The 16,464-nt window shown below is 58.0% G+C and carries 17 protein-coding genes, 2 pseudogenes and 1 riboswitch; of the genes and pseudogenes, 13 read left to right on the forward strand and 6 right to left on the reverse strand.

The features are described 5' to 3' along the window. Nucleotides 1-65: 65 nt before the first annotated feature. The 3 genes from ACTJK5_RS18720 to ACTJK5_RS18730 are packed head-to-tail and all read left to right on the forward strand — an operon-like array spanning nucleotide 66 to nucleotide 3,321. The gene (locus ACTJK5_RS18720) at nucleotides 66-1,535 is read left to right on the forward strand and encodes an FGGY family carbohydrate kinase (RefSeq protein ID WP_440612980.1); all 1,470 of its coding nucleotides are present in this window, start codon (nucleotides 66-68) and stop codon (nucleotides 1,533-1,535) included. 18 nt (nucleotides 1,536-1,553) lie between these two features. Next, on the forward strand, nucleotides 1,554-2,507 hold the full coding sequence (locus tag ACTJK5_RS18725; RefSeq protein ID WP_062442772.1) for a sugar-binding transcriptional regulator: 954 nt from the start codon (nucleotides 1,554-1,556) through the stop codon (nucleotides 2,505-2,507). Between the two features lie 28 nt (nucleotides 2,508-2,535). Then, nucleotides 2,536-3,321 carry an SDR family oxidoreductase gene (locus tag ACTJK5_RS18730; protein ID WP_112520278.1) on the forward strand — a complete coding sequence of 262 codons (786 nt, stop codon included), beginning with the start codon at nucleotides 2,536-2,538 and terminating at the stop codon, nucleotides 3,319-3,321. Between the two features lie 120 nt (nucleotides 3,322-3,441). On the opposite strand, the pseudogene ACTJK5_RS18735 reads toward ACTJK5_RS18730, so the two are convergent. Then, a pseudogene (locus ACTJK5_RS18735) lies at nucleotides 3,442-3,668 on the reverse strand (IS66 family transposase); the annotation flags it as partial. A 330-nt stretch (nucleotides 3,669-3,998) separates the two neighbouring features. Here ACTJK5_RS18735 and ACTJK5_RS18740 point away from each other — a divergent pair. From ACTJK5_RS18740 to ACTJK5_RS18785, 10 genes and pseudogenes are all read left to right on the forward strand, one after another. Further along, nucleotides 3,999-4,952, forward strand: a complete 954-nt coding sequence (locus tag ACTJK5_RS18740) for a DUF1403 family protein (protein ID WP_234794759.1) — start codon at nucleotides 3,999-4,001, stop codon at nucleotides 4,950-4,952. Nucleotides 4,953-4,954: 2 nt separating this feature from the next. Continuing rightward, nucleotides 4,955-5,641, forward strand: coding sequence for an SMC-Scp complex subunit ScpB (gene scpB, locus ACTJK5_RS18745; RefSeq protein WP_075627909.1), 687 nt, complete (start codon nucleotides 4,955-4,957; stop codon nucleotides 5,639-5,641). A 31-nt stretch (nucleotides 5,642-5,672) separates the two neighbouring features. Then, nucleotides 5,673-5,786, forward strand: a pseudogene (locus tag ACTJK5_RS18750) (cytochrome b); the annotation flags it as partial. A gap of 72 nt (nucleotides 5,787-5,858) precedes the next feature. After that, a riboswitch (Fluoride riboswitch) is annotated at nucleotides 5,859-5,938 on the forward strand. Between the two features lie 95 nt (nucleotides 5,939-6,033). Continuing rightward, a complete protein-coding gene (locus ACTJK5_RS18755; RefSeq protein WP_075627910.1) occupies nucleotides 6,034-7,851 on the forward strand; it encodes a voltage-gated chloride channel family protein in 1,818 nt (605 codons plus the stop codon). Between the two features lie 10 nt (nucleotides 7,852-7,861). Then, nucleotides 7,862-8,251 carry a fluoride efflux transporter CrcB gene (gene crcB, locus ACTJK5_RS18760; protein WP_075627911.1) on the forward strand — a complete coding sequence of 130 codons (390 nt, stop codon included), beginning with the start codon at nucleotides 7,862-7,864 and terminating at the stop codon, nucleotides 8,249-8,251. Then, a complete protein-coding gene (locus ACTJK5_RS18765; protein WP_075627912.1) occupies nucleotides 8,248-8,685 on the forward strand; it encodes an EamA family transporter in 438 nt (145 codons plus the stop codon). The genes crcB and ACTJK5_RS18765 overlap by 4 nt, the downstream gene beginning before the upstream one ends. Before the next feature lie 217 nt (nucleotides 8,686-8,902). Then, entirely contained in the window at nucleotides 8,903-9,709 is an 807-nt protein-coding gene (locus tag ACTJK5_RS18770) for a universal stress protein (RefSeq protein ID WP_112520276.1), read from the forward strand. Nucleotides 9,710-9,885: 176 nt separating this feature from the next. Further along, a complete protein-coding gene (locus ACTJK5_RS18775; protein ID WP_075627915.1) occupies nucleotides 9,886-10,308 on the forward strand; it encodes a hypothetical protein in 423 nt (140 codons plus the stop codon). Between the two features lie 57 nt (nucleotides 10,309-10,365). Beyond that, nucleotides 10,366-10,872, forward strand: a complete 507-nt coding sequence (locus tag ACTJK5_RS18780) for a sigma-70 family RNA polymerase sigma factor (RefSeq protein WP_075627972.1) — start codon at nucleotides 10,366-10,368, stop codon at nucleotides 10,870-10,872. Then, entirely contained in the window at nucleotides 10,869-11,648 is a 780-nt protein-coding gene (locus ACTJK5_RS18785; RefSeq protein WP_075627916.1) for an anti-sigma factor family protein, read from the forward strand. Before ACTJK5_RS18780 ends, ACTJK5_RS18785 begins: the two co-directional genes overlap by 4 nt. A gap of 99 nt (nucleotides 11,649-11,747) precedes the next feature. Here the strand turns inward: ACTJK5_RS18785 and ACTJK5_RS18790 are convergent, their stop codons facing one another. From ACTJK5_RS18790 to ACTJK5_RS18810, 5 genes are all read right to left on the reverse strand, one after another. Beyond that, the gene (locus ACTJK5_RS18790; RefSeq protein ID WP_075627917.1) at nucleotides 11,748-13,124 is read right to left on the reverse strand and encodes a YncE family protein; all 1,377 of its coding nucleotides are present in this window, start codon (nucleotides 13,122-13,124) and stop codon (nucleotides 11,748-11,750) included. Further along, nucleotides 13,121-13,522, reverse strand: coding sequence for a DUF305 domain-containing protein (locus ACTJK5_RS18795; RefSeq protein ID WP_075632868.1), 402 nt, complete (start codon nucleotides 13,520-13,522; stop codon nucleotides 13,121-13,123). The genes ACTJK5_RS18790 and ACTJK5_RS18795 overlap by 4 nt, the downstream gene beginning before the upstream one ends. Nucleotides 13,523-13,942: 420 nt before the next feature. Further along, nucleotides 13,943-14,563 carry a DsbA family protein gene (locus tag ACTJK5_RS18800; RefSeq protein ID WP_075632869.1) on the reverse strand — a complete coding sequence of 207 codons (621 nt, stop codon included), beginning with the start codon at nucleotides 14,561-14,563 and terminating at the stop codon, nucleotides 13,943-13,945. 65 nt (nucleotides 14,564-14,628) lie between these two features. After that, complete coding sequence (locus tag ACTJK5_RS18805) at nucleotides 14,629-15,771, reverse strand: TDT family transporter (RefSeq protein ID WP_112520275.1); 1,143 nt, start codon at nucleotides 15,769-15,771, stop codon at nucleotides 14,629-14,631. A 63-nt stretch (nucleotides 15,772-15,834) separates the two neighbouring features. Next, nucleotides 15,835-16,461, reverse strand: coding sequence for a uracil-DNA glycosylase family protein (locus tag ACTJK5_RS18810; RefSeq protein ID WP_112520274.1), 627 nt, complete (start codon nucleotides 16,459-16,461; stop codon nucleotides 15,835-15,837). Nucleotides 16,462-16,464: the final 3 nt, after the last annotated feature.

Raw genomic sequence — 16,464 nt, forward strand, 5'->3', positions numbered from 1 at the left:
GATTTGCCTGACAATCCCGGCTAGGATCACGCGCCAACACTATCTGCTGGGAAAAGAGCATAGCGATGCGCGCCATTTTGTCTGTCGATCAGGGTACTACGAATTCCAAAGCAATTCTGGTTTCGGAAGAGGGAGCGATCCTCTCGCGAGGCTCGGCACCCGTCGGTATCGCTTATCCACAGCCCGGCTGGGTGGAGCAGGACCCAAAACGCATCTGGTCCTCCGTCTTAGAAGCTATCGACGGTTGCCTCAAAGCCGCGCCAGTCACTGTGTGCGTGGAGGCAATCGCTATCTCCAACCAGCGCGAATCCGTAACGATCTGGGATGCAGTGACAGGTGATCCGCTCGGGCCCGTCCTGAGTTGGCAATGCCGCCGCACCGCATCCGCATGTGCGGATCTCATCCAAGGTGGCCACGCCGATCGTGTCATGGCGCTCACGGGCCTTCCTATCGACCCAATGTTTCCCGGCGCCAAAATGCGATGGTTGCTCGACCGCGCGCCCAAAGTTCGCAAGGTCAGGCTCGGCACTATCGATAGCTGGCTGATCCATTGCTTCACTGGCGGTCAGGTCCATGCCTGTGACGCGTCAAACGCAGCCCGCAGCCAAGCCTTGGATCTCAAGCGGCTCGTCTGGAGCGACGAACTCTGCACGCTCTTCGGCGTCGACATTAACGCCCTTCCGGATGTTCGTGATAGTAGCGGCGAATTCGGCGTGACTAAAGACGTCCCTGGCATCAAAGACGGGACGCCTATTCTGGCGGCGATTGGCGACAGTCACGCCGCGCTCTTCGGCCACGGGGCATTCAATCCTGGCGATGGCAAGGTGACCTTTGGTACCGGATCCTCGGTCATGACCACATTGCCGCACTTCATTGCACCCAAACAGGGCATCACCACGACGGTAGCTTGGCAGCTCGCGGGCACGCCGACCTTCGCGTTCGAAGGCAATATTCTGGTCTCTGCCGCCTCGCTACCATGGATGGCCGATATCCTCGGGTTGCCGGATGTCGCCGCTCTGGTGGAATTGGCCTCGACGGCCGCGCCGGGTGGGCCCGGTTTCGTGCCGGCCTTCGTCGGCCTCGGCGCACCTTACTGGGATTCGGATTGTCGCGCTCTTTTTTCCCAAGTGAATTTTTCCACAAGCCGCGCACAGATGGCGCGTGCCGTGACCGATTCCATCGCTTTTCAGGTTCATGACGTCTTCGCCGCGATGGGTGCCCAATCTCCCACAGATTTTGGCCGACTGTTCGTCGATGGCGGACCGAGCCAGAACCGCTTTCTGATGCAATGCGTGGCGGATATGATGGATCATCCTCTCATCCAGCGCGATGCACCGGAAGCTTCCGCCTTGGGCGCTGCATATCTGGCTGGTCTCGCAATCGGCATGTGGCCCGATCTCCAGACGATTGCCGGCCTCAACGCCAGCGGTACGCAGATCGCGCCTGTAACATCCGGTAAAAATGAGAAGCTCGCCACATGGAAGGATGCGATTGCCCGCTCGACCTTAAGAATCCCGTCCGATAAGAGTGAATAAAAATTCACTGGAGGTTTCATGGGTAGGATCAACGAACTTCGCCTGATCTCGCGGGTCGCTCAGATGTATTATAGCGAGCACAAGCGTCAGGCTGAAATTGCCGAGCACCTGCATCTGTCGCAAGCAACGGTCTCTCGCATGCTGAAGCGTGCGGAGGCCGAAGGCATCGTTCGCACCAGCATCATACCGCCCGTTGGCACCTTCAATGATCTGGAAACCCGGCTGCGTGAGCGCTTCGACGTGCCGGAAGCCATTGTGGTGGATTGCAGCGAGGATCGCGATGGCGCGATCATGGCGCGCATCGGTGAGGCAGCGGCACACTTTCTGGAAGTGACACTTTCGCAGAACGAAATCATCGGCGTGTCCAGCTGGAGCCAGACCATTTTCAAAATGGTGGAGAACATCCATCCGCTGAAGGGCGCGAAGGCGAAATACATCGTGCAGACGCTCGGCGGCATGGGGGATCCATCCGTGCAGACGCACGCCACGCAGATCACCACGCGGCTTGCGCGGCTGACGGAGGCAGAGCCGAAGCTGCTCGCCGTGCCCGGTGTCGCCACGTCGCGCGAAGCAAAGCTTTTGATGCTGTCCGATCCCTTCGTGCGTGACACGATCGATCTCTTCGGCTCCATCACGCTCGCAGTCGTCGGCGTCGGCGCCGTTGAACCGTCAGAACTTCTTGCCCGCTCCGGCAACATCTTCTCCGCCAAGGAACTCGCCGATCTCGCGCAGGCGGGTGCCGTCGGCGATATTTCGCTGCGCTTTTTTGATAAGGAAGGGCGCCCGGTCAAGACACCACTCGATGACCGGGTCATAGGTCTGCCGCTCGAAAACCTCTCCAATGTCGACCGCGTGATTGCGCTGGCCGGCGGGGCCAAGAAGACGGAAGCCATTGCAGGCGCACTCAGAACCGGCGTGATCGACGTTCTGGTCACCGATAAATTTACCGCCGAACGTCTGGTCGGCCTATAGCGAGTTCCAAGTTTCATGAGGAGGAGAGATGAAACGTTTTGAAGGTCAGTCCGTCTTTGTCAGTGGCGGCAACAAGGGTATCGGTTACGGCATTGCTCGTCGCTTCGCTGAAGAAGGAGCAAAGGTCGCCATCGCTGCTGTAGAGAAGGACATTCCGGATGTCGCGGCGAAGCTTGCCGACGAAACCGGCGTTCGAACCTTTGGCGTCACGCTTGATGTGCGTGATGCCGCAGCGGTTCGTGAAGCTTACGAGGCGGCGGAGACCGCGCTGGGAGCCCTTTCCATCTCTGTTCAAAATGCGGGCGTCATCACCATTTCCAAAGTCGAGGATCTAAGTGAGGATCAGTGGGACCTCAATATGGAGGTCAATACCAAGGGCGCATTTCTTTGCTGCCAGGAAGCTATCCGCCGTTTTCGCCAGAGCGGAACGAAGGGTCGCCTCATCAACACCGCCTCTGGCCAGGCTCGACAAGGCTTCATCTACACGCCGCACTATGCCGCATCTAAGTTCGGGGTTGTCGGTCTGACCCAAAGCCTTGCCAAGGAGCTCGCCCCAGAGGGTATTACCGTCAACGCTATCTGCCCTGGCATCATCCATACGGAAATGTGGGATTATAACGATCGCGTCTGGGGCAAAATGCTTGGGGACTACAAGCCGGGCGAGCTGATGTCTGAATGGGTAGCCAATATTCCCATGCGTCGTGCGGGTACACCGGCAGAAGTAGCAGCTCTGGTCGCGTTCTTGGCCTCGGAAGATGCTGCCTACATCACGGGTCAGACCATCAATGTCGATGGCGGTCTGATTATGTCTTGATGGTTCCCTACGTTCTGCCCTGTGTCGTGTAGAAGCGGCTTAAAAATGATATTCTGCTGTCTAGAGGCAGGATTGTCACCTAAATAAGCGGCAAGCTGATGCCGTCCAAGCCTTAAAGATCTACGGCATAGGGGTGTGGATTTCGCTGATAGGTCCGCCGTTTGCGATGCGCTCAAGCGTCTGCGTCAACCCGTCTTGGGGATCGACGGAATTTATCTTTGGAGTCTGCATCATCGTCGCGATTGTCGCCCATGTTTTGCCGCCGCCGTCACTGCCAGCGAAGAAGCTGTCTTTTTTTGTATGATCGCCTGCGGTCTGATCGCTCGCTCAACTACGTTGGAGCCGATCTAGACACGGCCGTCCCACATGCGCGGCGGCGGTGAGAAGTCATCACTGTATCGCATGCAACTGCACCTCGGCGCCTGGGTGCTTGGTACGGATGCCAACAATTGAACGCTGTGCGAAGTATTGGAGTATACTTGAAAATTATCAACATAGATAAATAGACCTAAGTATTAGCGTCATGCATTAAGGTTAAATATAAGCCTGTGATATGAATGGAAATTTTTTCACTTCCGATAAGAGGTACTTATCGGACGTTTTATCTTCGCGACAGGCTGTGCGGTTTATTAGGAAAAAACTAGCAAAAACCGCACATCTGATTTATGCTGCTGCGCATGTATTCGATCACATCTGCGTCCTCTGCCACCTCCACATGGCCCGGCCACCTCCCAAGCTGGGCGCTGGCGCGTGGCCGTGACATTGACGAGCGGGATGCTGCTTTCGCCGCAGGTATCGCGCTGAAATCACTCGACGATTTGATCCGTTCGAATACACCATGGATAGGCTGCTGGCGTGATCGTCTTGCTCTCAAGTCAGCCGCCGTCGCGGCCAGGATGCTCGGTCGCAACGAGGAAGAGCCCGCGCTGCGGGACGCCGTTTTGTTGACGCCCGCGGACGGTGATCCCGGTCCTGCCGGGAAGCTGTTTTTGGCCACACGAATGCTATCCCGCCGGATCGGCATGCCGGGCACATCGTTTATAAAGGAATTGGCCACGCTTCTATCGATCCGGTGGGACGACAATCTTGCCTCGGTCCCTGATCTCGTTGATTCTGCCATCCAGTCCGGGCGTTCGGCACCTTTCGCGGTGGCGGACCTTATAATGGCGATTTCTACGGCTCGCCCGGACGCAGAAGTGTTAGCACTTGGTCTGGGCGAGATGGTGCTGGCTCAGAAGCTGAACTGGTCTCAACCAGTTCCCCTGGTGCTACCCGAGCGCTTTGGCCCAGCTTTCCGCACCATCGGTGGCCGGGGTCGCGTCAAGCCGGGTGAGTCAACCTATTCGAAAGCGATCTGCATGGCGATTGTCGATGGCGCCGAACTGGCACTTCGTTCCGCTGCGGAGATCGATCGCCGCGCTAGCCGTTTGTTGGCCATCGCAGCCAAAGTCAGGACCAGAGGAGCTGAACCGGTCATCCGTCGGCTGTTGAACGAAGACGCTGTATCCGCTTCGGCAGCCGGGGCCAGCCTGTCACGATGGGCGGCAAGCCGGCTGTTCGAGCGGCTCGAAGGCTTTGAGGCGATACGCGAGCTCTCGGGCCGGTCCTCCTTCCGAATATTTGGATTGTGACAATGGCAGGAGCGCGCGCAGCCAAACCCCGCCGTAAAGCCGAGGAACGCAAGCAGGAGATCCTGTATGATCGCGAGCTCCTGGACTTGCCGTCGGAAATGCGCTGGCGGGAATGGATGATGCGGGTCGAGGCGGTCATCTTTGCGTCCTCCGAGCCGGTCAGCCGCGAGACTCTGGCGCGGGTGGTCGGCAAAGACTGCAGCATCGACCTGCTGATCGACGACCTGGTCGGAGAGCTGCGAGATCGCCCTTATGAACTGGTCTCGGTCGCAGGCGGGTGGCAACACCGGAGCCGACCAAGGTTTGCCGAGACGATCCGTGCTTCGTCCGCGCCTACGCGAGGCGGTGTGGCAGCGTTGTCTGAATCTGAGGCGATGGTGCTGATGGCTGTCGGATATTACCAGCCAATCACGCGCGGTGAGTTGTCAAAGATATTTGGCAAGGACGTCAGCCGCGATACGATCGGCGGTTTGCGTGGAGCAGGTTTTATCGGCTCCGGCCCACGGAGCCCCACTCCGGGCGCCCCATATACCTATGTCACGACGCCATATTTCCTCTCGGCCTTTGGCATGGAGACATTGCGGGACCTGCCAAATATCGAGGCGCTGGAAGACGCTGGTCTCTTAAGTAAGCAGGGTGGCTCGGTGGATACTGACCCGGCCATCGGGGACGACATGTTGGAAGATTGACAGCTTTCGGCTTGGTACCGCATTGCGCACTTCACAGGTATTGAAGGCGATCCTGCGGGCGACGATCGCTGCGCACGCCGTTGGTGCTTTGGCACAGCATTTTTATTTCCGGACAGATGTCCTGCGTCGCATGACAAGCGGCTAGCATCTGATCCGCGCCTTTCCGGCTGCCGCTGCAGCTTCGGCCATGTTGACGCGGCACCAGACTTCATCTACTCAAGTTTCCGGTAATGGATTCTGCCTGGCCATGGTGGCCGAACCGCTTCGCAGGATGAAGCTGATGACTCCTACTCAACTTGCCGCAGCCGGCAGAGGGGTAGAGTTGTGTCAGATTACCAACTATCGAATTCGATCGTCGTTGTGGCGTGCGCTTTTTCTGGAGCGCTCGCGTGATGATCCGTCAGTTTTCCAGCCTGCGCCTTCAGCAAATCCAGAGCATCGGCAAATGGGTTGCGGTCACCGTCCCGATGGCGATGATTGTCGGGTCCCTTGTCGCCTTTTTCCTCTGGAGCCTCGATCGCGCCACGGAACTGCGCTTCGCCTATCCCTGGCTGATCTTTCTGATGCCGATCGCCGGTTTTGCCATGGTCTGGGCCTACGGGCGCTTCGGCGGGACGGCTGAGGCCGGCAACAATCTTATCGTCGACCAGATCCATGAGCCAGGTGGCGGCGTGCCGCTACGCATGGCGCCCTTCGTCCTCGTCTCGACTGTACTCACCCATCTTGTCGGAGGGTCGGCCGGACGCGAAGGAACGGCGGTTCAGCTGGGCGGTAGTATCGCCAGCGCCTTAGCCAAACTGTTCAAGCTATCAACCGCCGACATCCGCATCCTGCTGATGGCAGGTATCGCGGCAGGGTTTGGGGCAGTCTTCGGAACGCCGATCGCCGGCGCGATCTTTGCGCTGGAGGTGCTGACCATCGGGCGCATGCAATATGAGGCCCTTCTGCCTGCTCTGATGGCGGCCATCTTGGCCGACTGGACCTGTCATGCCTGGGGAATCGGTCATATCCAGTATCATATCGCCTATCTGTCCAATTTCGATATCGGCGGCGCCTTCAATCTCGACGGTTGGCTACTGGCGAAAGTCTCTCTGGCAGGGGTGATATTCGGGTTGGTCGCCCATCTCTTTGCCGAGGCCAGCCACGATCTGTCGGCCCTCTTGAAAAAGGTGATCAGGTACGCGCCGCTAAGGCCCGTCCTCGCAGGGCTGGTCCTGATCGGCCTGACCTATCTTCTTGGAACTCGAGCCTATCTCGGCTTGGGGGTCTGGTCGCCTGATCCGGCGGACCCGACCATTCTCGGCTTCTTCCGCCCTGATCACGTCGATTACTGGAGCTGGTTGTGGAAGGCACTGTTCACGATCATCACACTCTCGGCCGGCTTCAAGGGTGGTGAGGTGACGCCGCTGTTTTTCATCGGTGCAGGGCTTGGCAGTGCGCTCGGCGGGCTTCTCGGCGCCCCGGTCGATTTGATGGCGGGACTTGGCTTCGTCGCCGTCTTTGCTGGCGCAACGAACACGCCACTTGCCTGCATGGTCATGGGGATTGAACTCTTCGGGGCCACCCATGGCGTCTATATCGCCACCGCCTGCTTTCTCGCCTACCTCTTCAGCGGCCATTCGAGCATCTATTTGTCTCAGCGTATCGGCGTCGTCAAATCGGCTGGTTCGGACCTGCCGACCGGTGTTCCGGTGCGCGCGATCCGCACGAAGGGCGGCAGAACGCCCGCGCCTGTGGCAACGCATGCAAATTCCCTCTCCATTCACTCCAATCTGACCGAAAGGCCTATCGTCATGACCCACACCGTCTCCTCACGCGAATTCGGCATGGTGCGCATCTATCTTCGCCCTGGGGAGAAAGTGAAGGCGGCTAAGCGCTGGTTCGGCAGCAAGCCGCTCTATCGTGAACTTGTGATCCAGGCGAAAGCGGCAGGGATCATCAATGCGGTCGCTCATCACACGACGTTCGGATACAGCAACCACGGCAAGATGCAGTCAGAAGGTGTGGAGATCCAGAACCCCAATCTCACCATGTGCGTCGAACTGATCGCGCCGAAGCAGGATCTCGAGACCTTCTGCCGGACGCACGGTGAGTTGCTATGCCGCAAGGTGGTCATCTACAAGCATATCGAGCAGTGGGAAGTCCTGGGTGAAGAGATTGCGGCGCAAGACGCGCTGTCGGGTCGCTTGTCGTCATCCAGCACGTTCTGAGGAAGCGATCATGGGATTTGTCATCGTATTTCTGGATGCAGGCGTCGGTGGTGCCGTCCGCCATGGTGTGAACCTTATAGTGGCCCATCTGCTCGGACTTGGTTTTCCATGGGCAACCTTATCGATCAATATCATCGGGTCATTGCTGATGGGTATCCTGACGGAGATTTTTGTCATGCGAACCGGGCTGCCGCAGGAACTGCGGTTGTTTCTGACAACCGGCATTCTTGGCGGTTTTACGACCTTCTCGACGTTTTCGCTGGATGCTGTAGGGCTTTGGGAAAGGGGAGAGACTAGCGCCGCCATCCTCTACGCCAGCGCTTCTGTCATCCTGGCATTCATTGCAGTGTTCGCTGGCATGGCGCTGGTGCGTGGTATGGTTGGAGGTCAAACGGCATGAAAAGTATTCTTCTTGGCTGGCCCTTCTGGGCGCTATTGTCGGCTGGCTTTGCGGCAATGACGGCTATCTTCGCAAAAGTCGGGGTCGAAAACGTCAATTCCGATTTCGCGACTTTCATTCGCACGATCGTCATTCTGGCCGCCGCCGGGATGATGGTCTATGTCACCGGAAACTGGCAATCGCCGGGTACGGTGTCCGGCCGTAGCTGGAGTTTCCTTGTTCTATCGGGCCTGGCAACCGGCGCGTCGTGGATCTGCTATTTCCGGGCGTTGAAACTCGGTGATGCCGCACGCGTTGCGCCGATCGACAAGCTCAGTGTCGTCTTTGTCGCAATCTTTGCCGTACTCTTTCTGGGGGAGCGTCTGTCGCTCCCCAATTGGCTTGGCGTCTGCCTGATTGCCTGCGGCGCTGTCCTCGTCGCTTACCGCGCCTAGAGCAGACCAGATGTCGAACCCACTCCGTCTCCCCATCTGGCAGGTCTGGTACGCGTGGCACGCAGTTCTACGAGAGGATGATCGTATATTCTGGCTGGAAGTCGTGTGGAGGCGATGGGAGCCGACGGATGGGCGATGGCGGTATCGCTCATTTCGAACACGAGACGAACGGGACGCAGAAGCTGCGTCGCAGGAAATCTGAATCAGGAGGAACACCATGCACGTTGTTGCGCTCATCCCACATCCTAAAACAGCCCTTTCCAGCCTGCTGATCGCCGACGCTGCATCAGCGGTCGAACCGGGATCAACAATCACGGCGCTCCATGTTTGCGTCGATCCCGCCAAGATCGGAGGCAGTGTAGAGGAAGTCGACATGCAGGAAATGCGGATCCGCGATGAGGGCACGGCCTCTCAGCGACGGAACGAGGTCAGAAAGATCTTCGAGGAGTGGTCGGCAGGGCGTGAACCGTCGCCGGCTGGCGCCAAGGTCGAGTGGGTGGAAGCTGATGGTGGAGAAGAAGACGGTGTCCGCAATCATCTCGGATCGGCCGATCTGGTGACCATCGCCCGCCCGCAATCGATGGACGGCGGCGACGCCCTGCATGCGGCGCTCTTCGATCATCATAGGCTGGTGGTTTTTACGCCGGATACTAACGGAACTGCGGTTTCTTTCGGCCGCTCGATTGCCATTTTCTGGAGGGACGATGACGAAATACGTTCTTGCCTTCAAAAGGCCAGAGCTTGGCTCCGCGCTGCTGATACATTGGTAATTCTCGCAGCACACGAGAACGAAGTCCCAGAGGCGGTTGGGTTCATTCAGTCACTGCATGTCAGCGGGACAGGGCGGCTGCAGACCTCCGTGGCGAAAAACGCCGACGAATTTCTGGAAAAGGCCAATAGGGGCGGTGCCGATTCACTTTTGATGGGCGCCTACCGTCATGGCGCATTTCTTGAGGCCGTCTTTGGCGGGGCCACGAAGACAGTGATGGACCACACAAGTTTGCCCGCTTTTCTTAGCCATTAGGCCCAAATACGACGCATCTTCATGTGGAACTTCGCCCAAGGAATCCGTTCTACAAGCAAAAAAGAGTTCCATATCCTTGAGCGCAGTGAAAGAGTGAAAAATTATTTTGCTGCCGGGTGGAATAACGCGTGATTGCCAGCGTCTCTCTGCTGTCATTTCAACAAGGAGATCACACTATGCGCAAAACAGTTCTGATGGCTCTGCCGCTCGCTTTTCTCATGTCTACCGGTGCAGCCCTTGCTGGCCCTGCCATGGACATGGCCAAGACCCGTATCGAAGCGATTGCCAAGGGCGATGTCGCGACAATCACCAAAGACTACGGCAAGGATCCTTCCCTTGCCTGGATTGGTGGTCCGCTCGACGGCAGTTATGCGTCGGAAAAGGCGATTGCGGAAGTCTGGGCCAAATTCTCGACGGCACAGGGCGAACAGACCGCCACAGTCGGTGAACTCTGGGAGGCAGCCAATCCCAAGGGCGCGACCGTTGCCGCGAATGTTGTCTTTGCCGGCAAGAACAAGGTTCCCGTTCTTTACATCATGACCTATCGTGACGGAAAACTTGTCGACGAAATCTGGCAGGTCAACCCGCCTGCAAAGTAAGGCGACGGGTGGCCATGCCGGCTTCGCCGGTGTGGCCACCGATCCGAAGGGCTGATGATGTCGACAATGGCGATGCGACTGGAGGCTGAAATACCGGCATTGCGACGCTATGCCTTCGCGCTTCTGCGTGATCACAACCGCGCCGACGATCTCGTGCAGGATTGCCTTGAGCGTGCGATATCGCGCTGGTATCTGCGCCGGACTGATGGTGACCTGCGGGCATGGCTGTTTACCATCATGCGAAACCTGCACATCTCGGCTGGACGCCAATCCCAGCGCCGGGGTCCACACCACGACCTCGATACCGTTATGCTCCCCGGATCGCCAGCCGATCAGGATCATGGCATTGCCGTGCGCGATATACTCGAAGCGCTCGATAGGCTTTCCGACGATCAAAAATCGCTTCTGCTTCTGGTTGGCGTCGAGGATCTGTCCTATGAGCAGGCTGCTGCCGTCATTGGTGTGCCGGTAGGAACCGTGATGTCGCGGCTGTCGCGCGCCAGGCAGAAATTCCGATCTATCCTAGACAACAAGACGCCCGTGACCTTGCGAAGGGTAAAATGATGAACACCGGTTCGCCGATCGGCGAAGATGATCTTCAGGCTTACATTGACGGAAAGCTGCCGCCTGACCGTCAGGCGCTTGTCGACGCCTATCTTGCTGGTCATCCTGAAGTGAGCGCAAGGGTCACGCAACAGCTTGCGGACCGGGAAGCTTTGCGTGTGCGGCTGTCTGAAAAATTCGCAGAGCCCATTCCAGCGCGGCTGCGCATCGCCAACCTTCAGTCCAACGCAGCTTTGCGAAGACAAGGCTGGTATCGCTCCGCCATGACCGCTTGCATCTTCCTGGGAATAGGCCTGGCCGGTGGCTGGTGGCTAAAGCCTGAAGGCGTGCAAATCAACGCAGCGCGATTGTCCGAGGCGGGTTTTGCCGCGAATGCATCTGACGCCTATCGGACCTTCGTGGTCGAAGTAGCCCATCCGGTCGAAGTTGGAGCGGATGACGAGGCACATCTGGTCACATGGCTGTCGAAGCGATCCGGCCGGGCACTGACGCCACCGAACCTTTCGGCATTCGGGTATAAGCTGCTCGGCGGACGCGTCCTTCCGGGCGGTGGCGCTGCGGCTGCACAACTCATGTACGAGGATGACAAAGGCGAGAGGCTGGCCGTTTATCTACGCGCCGGCCAATCAGCGCAGACAGCGTTCACGTTTGAAGAGAAAAACGGCGTGTCCAGTTTTGTCTGGGTGGATCAGGGGTTCGATTTCGCGGTATCCGCCTCGGTCGATCGGGCAAAGCTCCTTCCGATCGCAACTGCGATCTATCAAGGAATGATTTGAATCCGGTCAATCTCAGTGCGGTGTCAAAAATGACTGCGGCATTGTAAGAACGCCGCAGTCAACTTGTTTTGGGGTTGCCCGTAACAGGTAGCCAAACTGTTAGTTGCTCTGCAAGACCGCATTTGCTAGCGGTTCTGTTCCCTCAACGAGGATAACCTTAGGTGTCTTGGAGGCTTCGCCCGGTTTAACGATGGAGCGGGTCGGACTGGTGGCAGATGCCATCGCGGCACCTTTGGCATCTGTCTTGAACGCCACGATCGGTTCCGGCTGACCTTCGAACAACAGCGCATAAGCCGTGTCCGGCTTCAATTTCGAAACGCTGAGATCTACGATATCGATCAGGCCAAGATTGCGCGAGACGACCATTCCGCCGCCTTGCGCATCTGCGGCAGGCTTCAGCATAAGTGTGATGTTCTCCGGCATGTCCTTGCGTGGTTCAAGGTTTTGGCGGCCATCGCCTGTCGGGACCGCATCCGGAACGTAGATCAGCGCTTGTGGGGCCTGGCCTGAGGGGATATGGGCGATCTTCTCATTCTTCTGAGTGTCGATCACGTCCACCGCGTCGCCATTTTCGAGGCCAACAAAGACGCGGCTGCCGTCGCCCGAACCCCAGACACCGTGCGGCAAGGCACCGACGGGAATGGTGGCTATCAGCTTGGCCTCGTCGTTCAGCGTGTAGACTTTTACGACGTTCTCGCCGCCGATGGTCACATAAGCCAATGTTCCGGCGGATGTTTTGGCGAACGCCAGATGGTTGGTGATCGGACCGCTATCGATCACGCCCTTGACTTTCAATGTCTTGGTATCAATCCGCGTCACCTTGCCGACATCCTTGTGGGTTAGCCAGGCTTCCTTTCCATCTGGTGTCACCTGAATGAACGGTGAGAATGGGGAGACCACCGGAATGGATGCGAGCAGCTTTTTCGACGCGACATCGAACACCTGAACGACCGGATTGAAGCTGTTGGCCACAAAGGCGCGCTTGCCGTCTGGCGTAAAGATCGTCATGCCGGGACCGCTCTCGGTCTTGATGCGATCGGTCTCCTTGAATGTCTTCGCATCAATGACCGAAAGGTAATCCTCGCCACGCACGGTTGCCCAGACGTGTTTGCCATCCGGCGTGAAGAAGGCCTCGTGCGGGTTGCGGCCGATATAGGCGACACCTTTGATCTTGTTTGTCGCGGTATCGATGAAGGTCACGGAATTGGTCACCGTCGAGACGGCGACGATGGTACGGTGATCCGGCGAGAAGCCAAGGCCGTGGACGTTGACCTCACCCTTGTAAAGCGGGCTCAAGACATTCGGGCGTGGGTCGCCGAGCTTGATCAGGCCGAGAAGCGTGTTGGTCGATGGATCGATGACAGATACGGTGTTGCTGTTCTGGTCAGCAGCATAGACCCGGTCCTTGGATTCGGGCAGGGCAAAGGCTGGCGTGCTCGCCATCAGGGCGATCAGCAGGGCTGCGGAACGTGTCATTTCGAAGTCTCCGGGTTGGCGGCGACGGAGCCGCGCTGTTGTGTGAGCATCGAATTCATCAACTGAATTTCGTAAGCCTGCTCTGTAATGATCGACTGGGCGAGGTTTCGGATCTGCGGATCTTTGGTGGTGAGCAACACAGCCTTGGCCATGTCGATGGCGCCCTGGTGATGCGGGATCATTTGCGCCAGAAAATCGTGGTCTGGATTGCCTGTTTCGGGGACCGCCATCATGCCGGCATGCATTTTGTCCATGGCGACCTTCATGCTTTTGGAGAACGCAGTGGAAGTGCCGCTATCTTCCATGCTCATCGCCGGATGGTGGTCGTGGGACTGCTCAGCAGATGCACTTCCCACAAAGACGAAACTGGCAACAAGTATGAAACTGTAGACGCGCATGGCAAAATCCTTTTGGCTTGAGTGGATAAGAACGCTGTGGGTCGCCGTTTATTCCATTGCTCATCCGTATTTGTTCTCACGTCGGCGTGAGCGGTTGGCACGCGCGGTACTTGCCGGTCTGCGCTAAGAATTATGGAAGGCGTATCTTGACACGAAGCGTGCCGAAATACTGCTTGCTCATATGCCGCCAAGAGGATCACGCGCGGCGGATCCAATCTGCCTGTGAACGATGTCTGAGGGCGATACCCGCAGCGGATTACGGTATGGAGAATGAACAGTCGGTTGGAACAGGGCGAAAAAGCACACATTCTAAGCCGTTCGACGACGGCGCCCAGTCGTCCGTCTTTTCAGAGGAAAACCAGCCTGGTCGATCGTAGGAAAACTTCCCACAGGGAATTCCGCCACTCTCAGATTTTGGTTTCACTCCAGGCTGGCGGTGGCTTTCATGACTGCTTTGGCGACCTCGTTGAAACTCATTTCAATCCGAACCTGGTGGCCGTTGACGAAAAACGATGGCGTGCCGGCGACTCCGAATTTTTTGTTCGCTTCGGTTGTCGCAGCATTGAGCTTGTCGAGATAGGCCTGATCGGCGACAGCGCGATCGAAACCCGCGCGGTCGATGCCCATGCTAGCGGCGATCTCGCGCAATGCATCCTCGGCATTGGCGGCGCCGGCAATCTCATCGAATTTCGTCATGAAGGACGATACCGTCTCGTCGAATTTGTCTCGGCCCCGCGCATTCGCCAGCATGAAGATAACGGCATCCACCGAGTTTCGCACGAAGGGCCGGTAAGCGATCTTCAACTTACCCGATGCGACATATGTATCATGCAGTTTCGGCAGGTCTCGTTCATGGAAGTCGATGCAGTGGCTGCAGGTTGGGGAGGAATAGACGACAAGCGTCACTGGAGCGGTCTTCTCGCCAACGAAGCTGTCTTGGAATACGGCCGGGTTCATCAAATCCTGCACGGGTTCGGCCTTGGCCGATGTCACGCATCCCAAAGCAATGCCGACGATCACGGCCATCATACGAAACGTCATGTCTTCTCCTGTTCGGTTACGAGAAAAAACACTCCGGCATGAGCAATGCCGGAGTGTTTCGATCATCAGTCGGCCTTGAGGCAGGGCGAGACGAAGAGCGAGCGGTCAAGAGTGCCCTTGATCGTCTTGGCCGCGACCAGCAGCCACATGCAGACAAGTGCAGTAACAAGAACCGCGCCAAAGATCGCGATAGACGACATCGGCACCATCGTTGAGAGACGAAGTGTGGCGACGGCAAACACGCCAAGCGGGAAGGTATAGCCCCACCAGCCGATATTGAATGGCAGGCCCTCGCGAAGGTAGCGCAGGGTGATCAGGACAGCAGTCGCCAGCCACCAGATGCCGTAGCCCCACAGGAGGATCGCGCCGAGGAAGCTGGCACCACCGAAGGCCGGAGCAACGCTCGCCAATCCATTCGCCGACAACACGGCGGGTCCGGTCTGGCTCATGACGAGAAGACCAAGGGCACCGGTTCCGATCGGGCCGAGAGCCAGCCAGCTCGAGGCGGCCATGTTGACATGCGGAAGCTTGTGGACCGCCATGCGCAGGAAAAGGATCACGAGCACGCTCATGGCCAGCGGAACCGAGCAGGCCCATAGGACCAGGCTGGGCATCAGCACCGTCAACTGCGTTTGAGCGTCGGCGATGTGGGGCAAAAGCAGGCCACCGCTGACGGCCGCCACCTCGCTCGCCACGATCGGCAGCAGCCAGACCGCTGTCATTTGGTCAATCGAGTGGGATTGGCGCGTAAACATCATGAATGGGATTGCAAGACCGCAGGCCAGCGACAGTGTGACGTCGATCCACCAGAGCGTCGTTGCGATTGCCACCGCCGTGTCGCCGATATGCGGGATGCCATAGATCAGGAAGCCATTTATAATCGTGGCCAGTCCCATCGGGATGCAGCCAAAAAACATCGACACGACAGAATGCGAGAAGACGCGGCTTGCCTCATGAAAATAGAGCAGCCAGCGTGCCGTGTAGAGCGTTGTGCAGGTGGCAAATAGCAGGATATTGAAGAGCCAAAGCGCCTGACCCATCGCGAAAAGCCACGGATGCCCAGGAAACTGTGCGAGAGCGACCGAAAGGATGCCGGTGCCCATCGTGGTCGCGAACCAATTTGGCGTAAAATTTCGTATGACGTAGCCCTGCATAGGAACGTCCGGGGCTGGCGTGACCGGCCTCTTGAAGGCAACAACCTTGTGCATCGAATTTCTCCTGATCGTTGAGGAGAAAATACGAGGGTACATCGATCAGTTCCAACGCATAGTTCAGGATATTTCGATCGCCGTTTTCGATTGATCGAGTTTTGCGGCGGCAGCTTCGAAAGCCGCGTGAAGGCGGTCGCGCAGCGTCGGCGAGGTATTGATCAGCGTCGGGCTCGGATGGGGGCAGAGTATCACCTCAATGCCGGCATCCACCAGTACCCCTTCAGCACCGCTCGCCACCGCGCCCGCCAGGATGGCGACACGTAGGTTCGGCAGCAGCGGCAGAAGGCCTGCAAGTCCCATGATGCCCTCGCGCCGCTCGCTGGCCACGATCGAGCCTCGGGTTGCGCGGACCCACGGGACTGTATTCCACAGAACGATGTCTCGGCGCGATATCCCTGCGCCAGTCAGCGCCGTGCGCAGGTTCTCAGCCGTGCCGGTCGGGTTATCGATCGAAACGAAACGCCGGCCGCGTTCGACCGGACTTGGTCCAGGCGTCTCCAAAAGGATCAGCAGTCTTGCGCTGATACCGCCATCGTATGGATCGAAGTTCGGCATATCCCGGTCGGAGTTGAGCTGAAGGTGCTCCCGGAAGGCGTTCAATGGCTGCATATGCGCGCTGTCAAGCGCGGCCAACCGCTTCTCGCGTCGATGCTCGTGCCAGAGCGTATCAGGTCCGCGATAGGTCATCGT

It is taken from the genome of Agrobacterium sp. 22094 (genome assembly GCF_052046015.1).
Lineage (GTDB): Bacteria > Pseudomonadota > Alphaproteobacteria > Rhizobiales > Rhizobiaceae > Agrobacterium > Agrobacterium cavarae.

Excerpts from the sequence above, each read along its gene's own strand:
- ACTJK5_RS18775 (WP_075627915.1), top strand. The coding sequence starts at position 9,886 with ATGCGCAAAACAGTTCTGATGGCTCTGCCGCTCGCTTTTCTCATGTCT.
- crcB (WP_075627911.1), top strand. The coding sequence starts at position 7,862 with ATGGGATTTGTCATCGTATTTCTGGATGCAGGCGTCGGTGGTGCCGTC.
- ACTJK5_RS18780 (WP_075627972.1), top strand. The coding sequence starts at position 10,366 with ATGTCGACAATGGCGATGCGACTGGAGGCTGAAATACCGGCATTGCGA.
- ACTJK5_RS18805 (WP_112520275.1), bottom strand. The coding sequence starts at position 15,771 with ATGCACAAGGTTGTTGCCTTCAAGAGGCCGGTCACGCCAGCCCCGGAC.
- ACTJK5_RS18800 (WP_075632869.1), bottom strand. The coding sequence starts at position 14,563 with ATGACGTTTCGTATGATGGCCGTGATCGTCGGCATTGCTTTGGGATGC.
- scpB (WP_075627909.1), top strand. The coding sequence starts at position 4,955 with ATGGCAGGAGCGCGCGCAGCCAAACCCCGCCGTAAAGCCGAGGAACGC.
- ACTJK5_RS18730 (WP_112520278.1), top strand. The coding sequence starts at position 2,536 with ATGAAACGTTTTGAAGGTCAGTCCGTCTTTGTCAGTGGCGGCAACAAG.
- ACTJK5_RS18765 (WP_075627912.1), top strand. The coding sequence starts at position 8,248 with ATGAAAAGTATTCTTCTTGGCTGGCCCTTCTGGGCGCTATTGTCGGCT.
- ACTJK5_RS18785 (WP_075627916.1), top strand. The coding sequence starts at position 10,869 with ATGATGAACACCGGTTCGCCGATCGGCGAAGATGATCTTCAGGCTTAC.
- ACTJK5_RS18720 (WP_440612980.1), top strand. The coding sequence starts at position 66 with ATGCGCGCCATTTTGTCTGTCGATCAGGGTACTACGAATTCCAAAGCA.
- ACTJK5_RS18795 (WP_075632868.1), bottom strand. The coding sequence starts at position 13,522 with ATGCGCGTCTACAGTTTCATACTTGTTGCCAGTTTCGTCTTTGTGGGA.
- ACTJK5_RS18790 (WP_075627917.1), bottom strand. The coding sequence starts at position 13,124 with ATGACACGTTCCGCAGCCCTGCTGATCGCCCTGATGGCGAGCACGCCA.
- ACTJK5_RS18755 (WP_075627910.1), top strand. The coding sequence starts at position 6,034 with ATGATCCGTCAGTTTTCCAGCCTGCGCCTTCAGCAAATCCAGAGCATC.
- ACTJK5_RS18770 (WP_112520276.1), top strand. The coding sequence starts at position 8,903 with ATGCACGTTGTTGCGCTCATCCCACATCCTAAAACAGCCCTTTCCAGC.
- ACTJK5_RS18810 (WP_112520274.1), bottom strand. The coding sequence starts at position 16,461 with ATGACCTATCGCGGACCTGATACGCTCTGGCACGAGCATCGACGCGAG.
- ACTJK5_RS18725 (WP_062442772.1), top strand. The coding sequence starts at position 1,554 with ATGGGTAGGATCAACGAACTTCGCCTGATCTCGCGGGTCGCTCAGATG.
- ACTJK5_RS18740 (WP_234794759.1), top strand. The coding sequence starts at position 3,999 with ATGTATTCGATCACATCTGCGTCCTCTGCCACCTCCACATGGCCCGGC.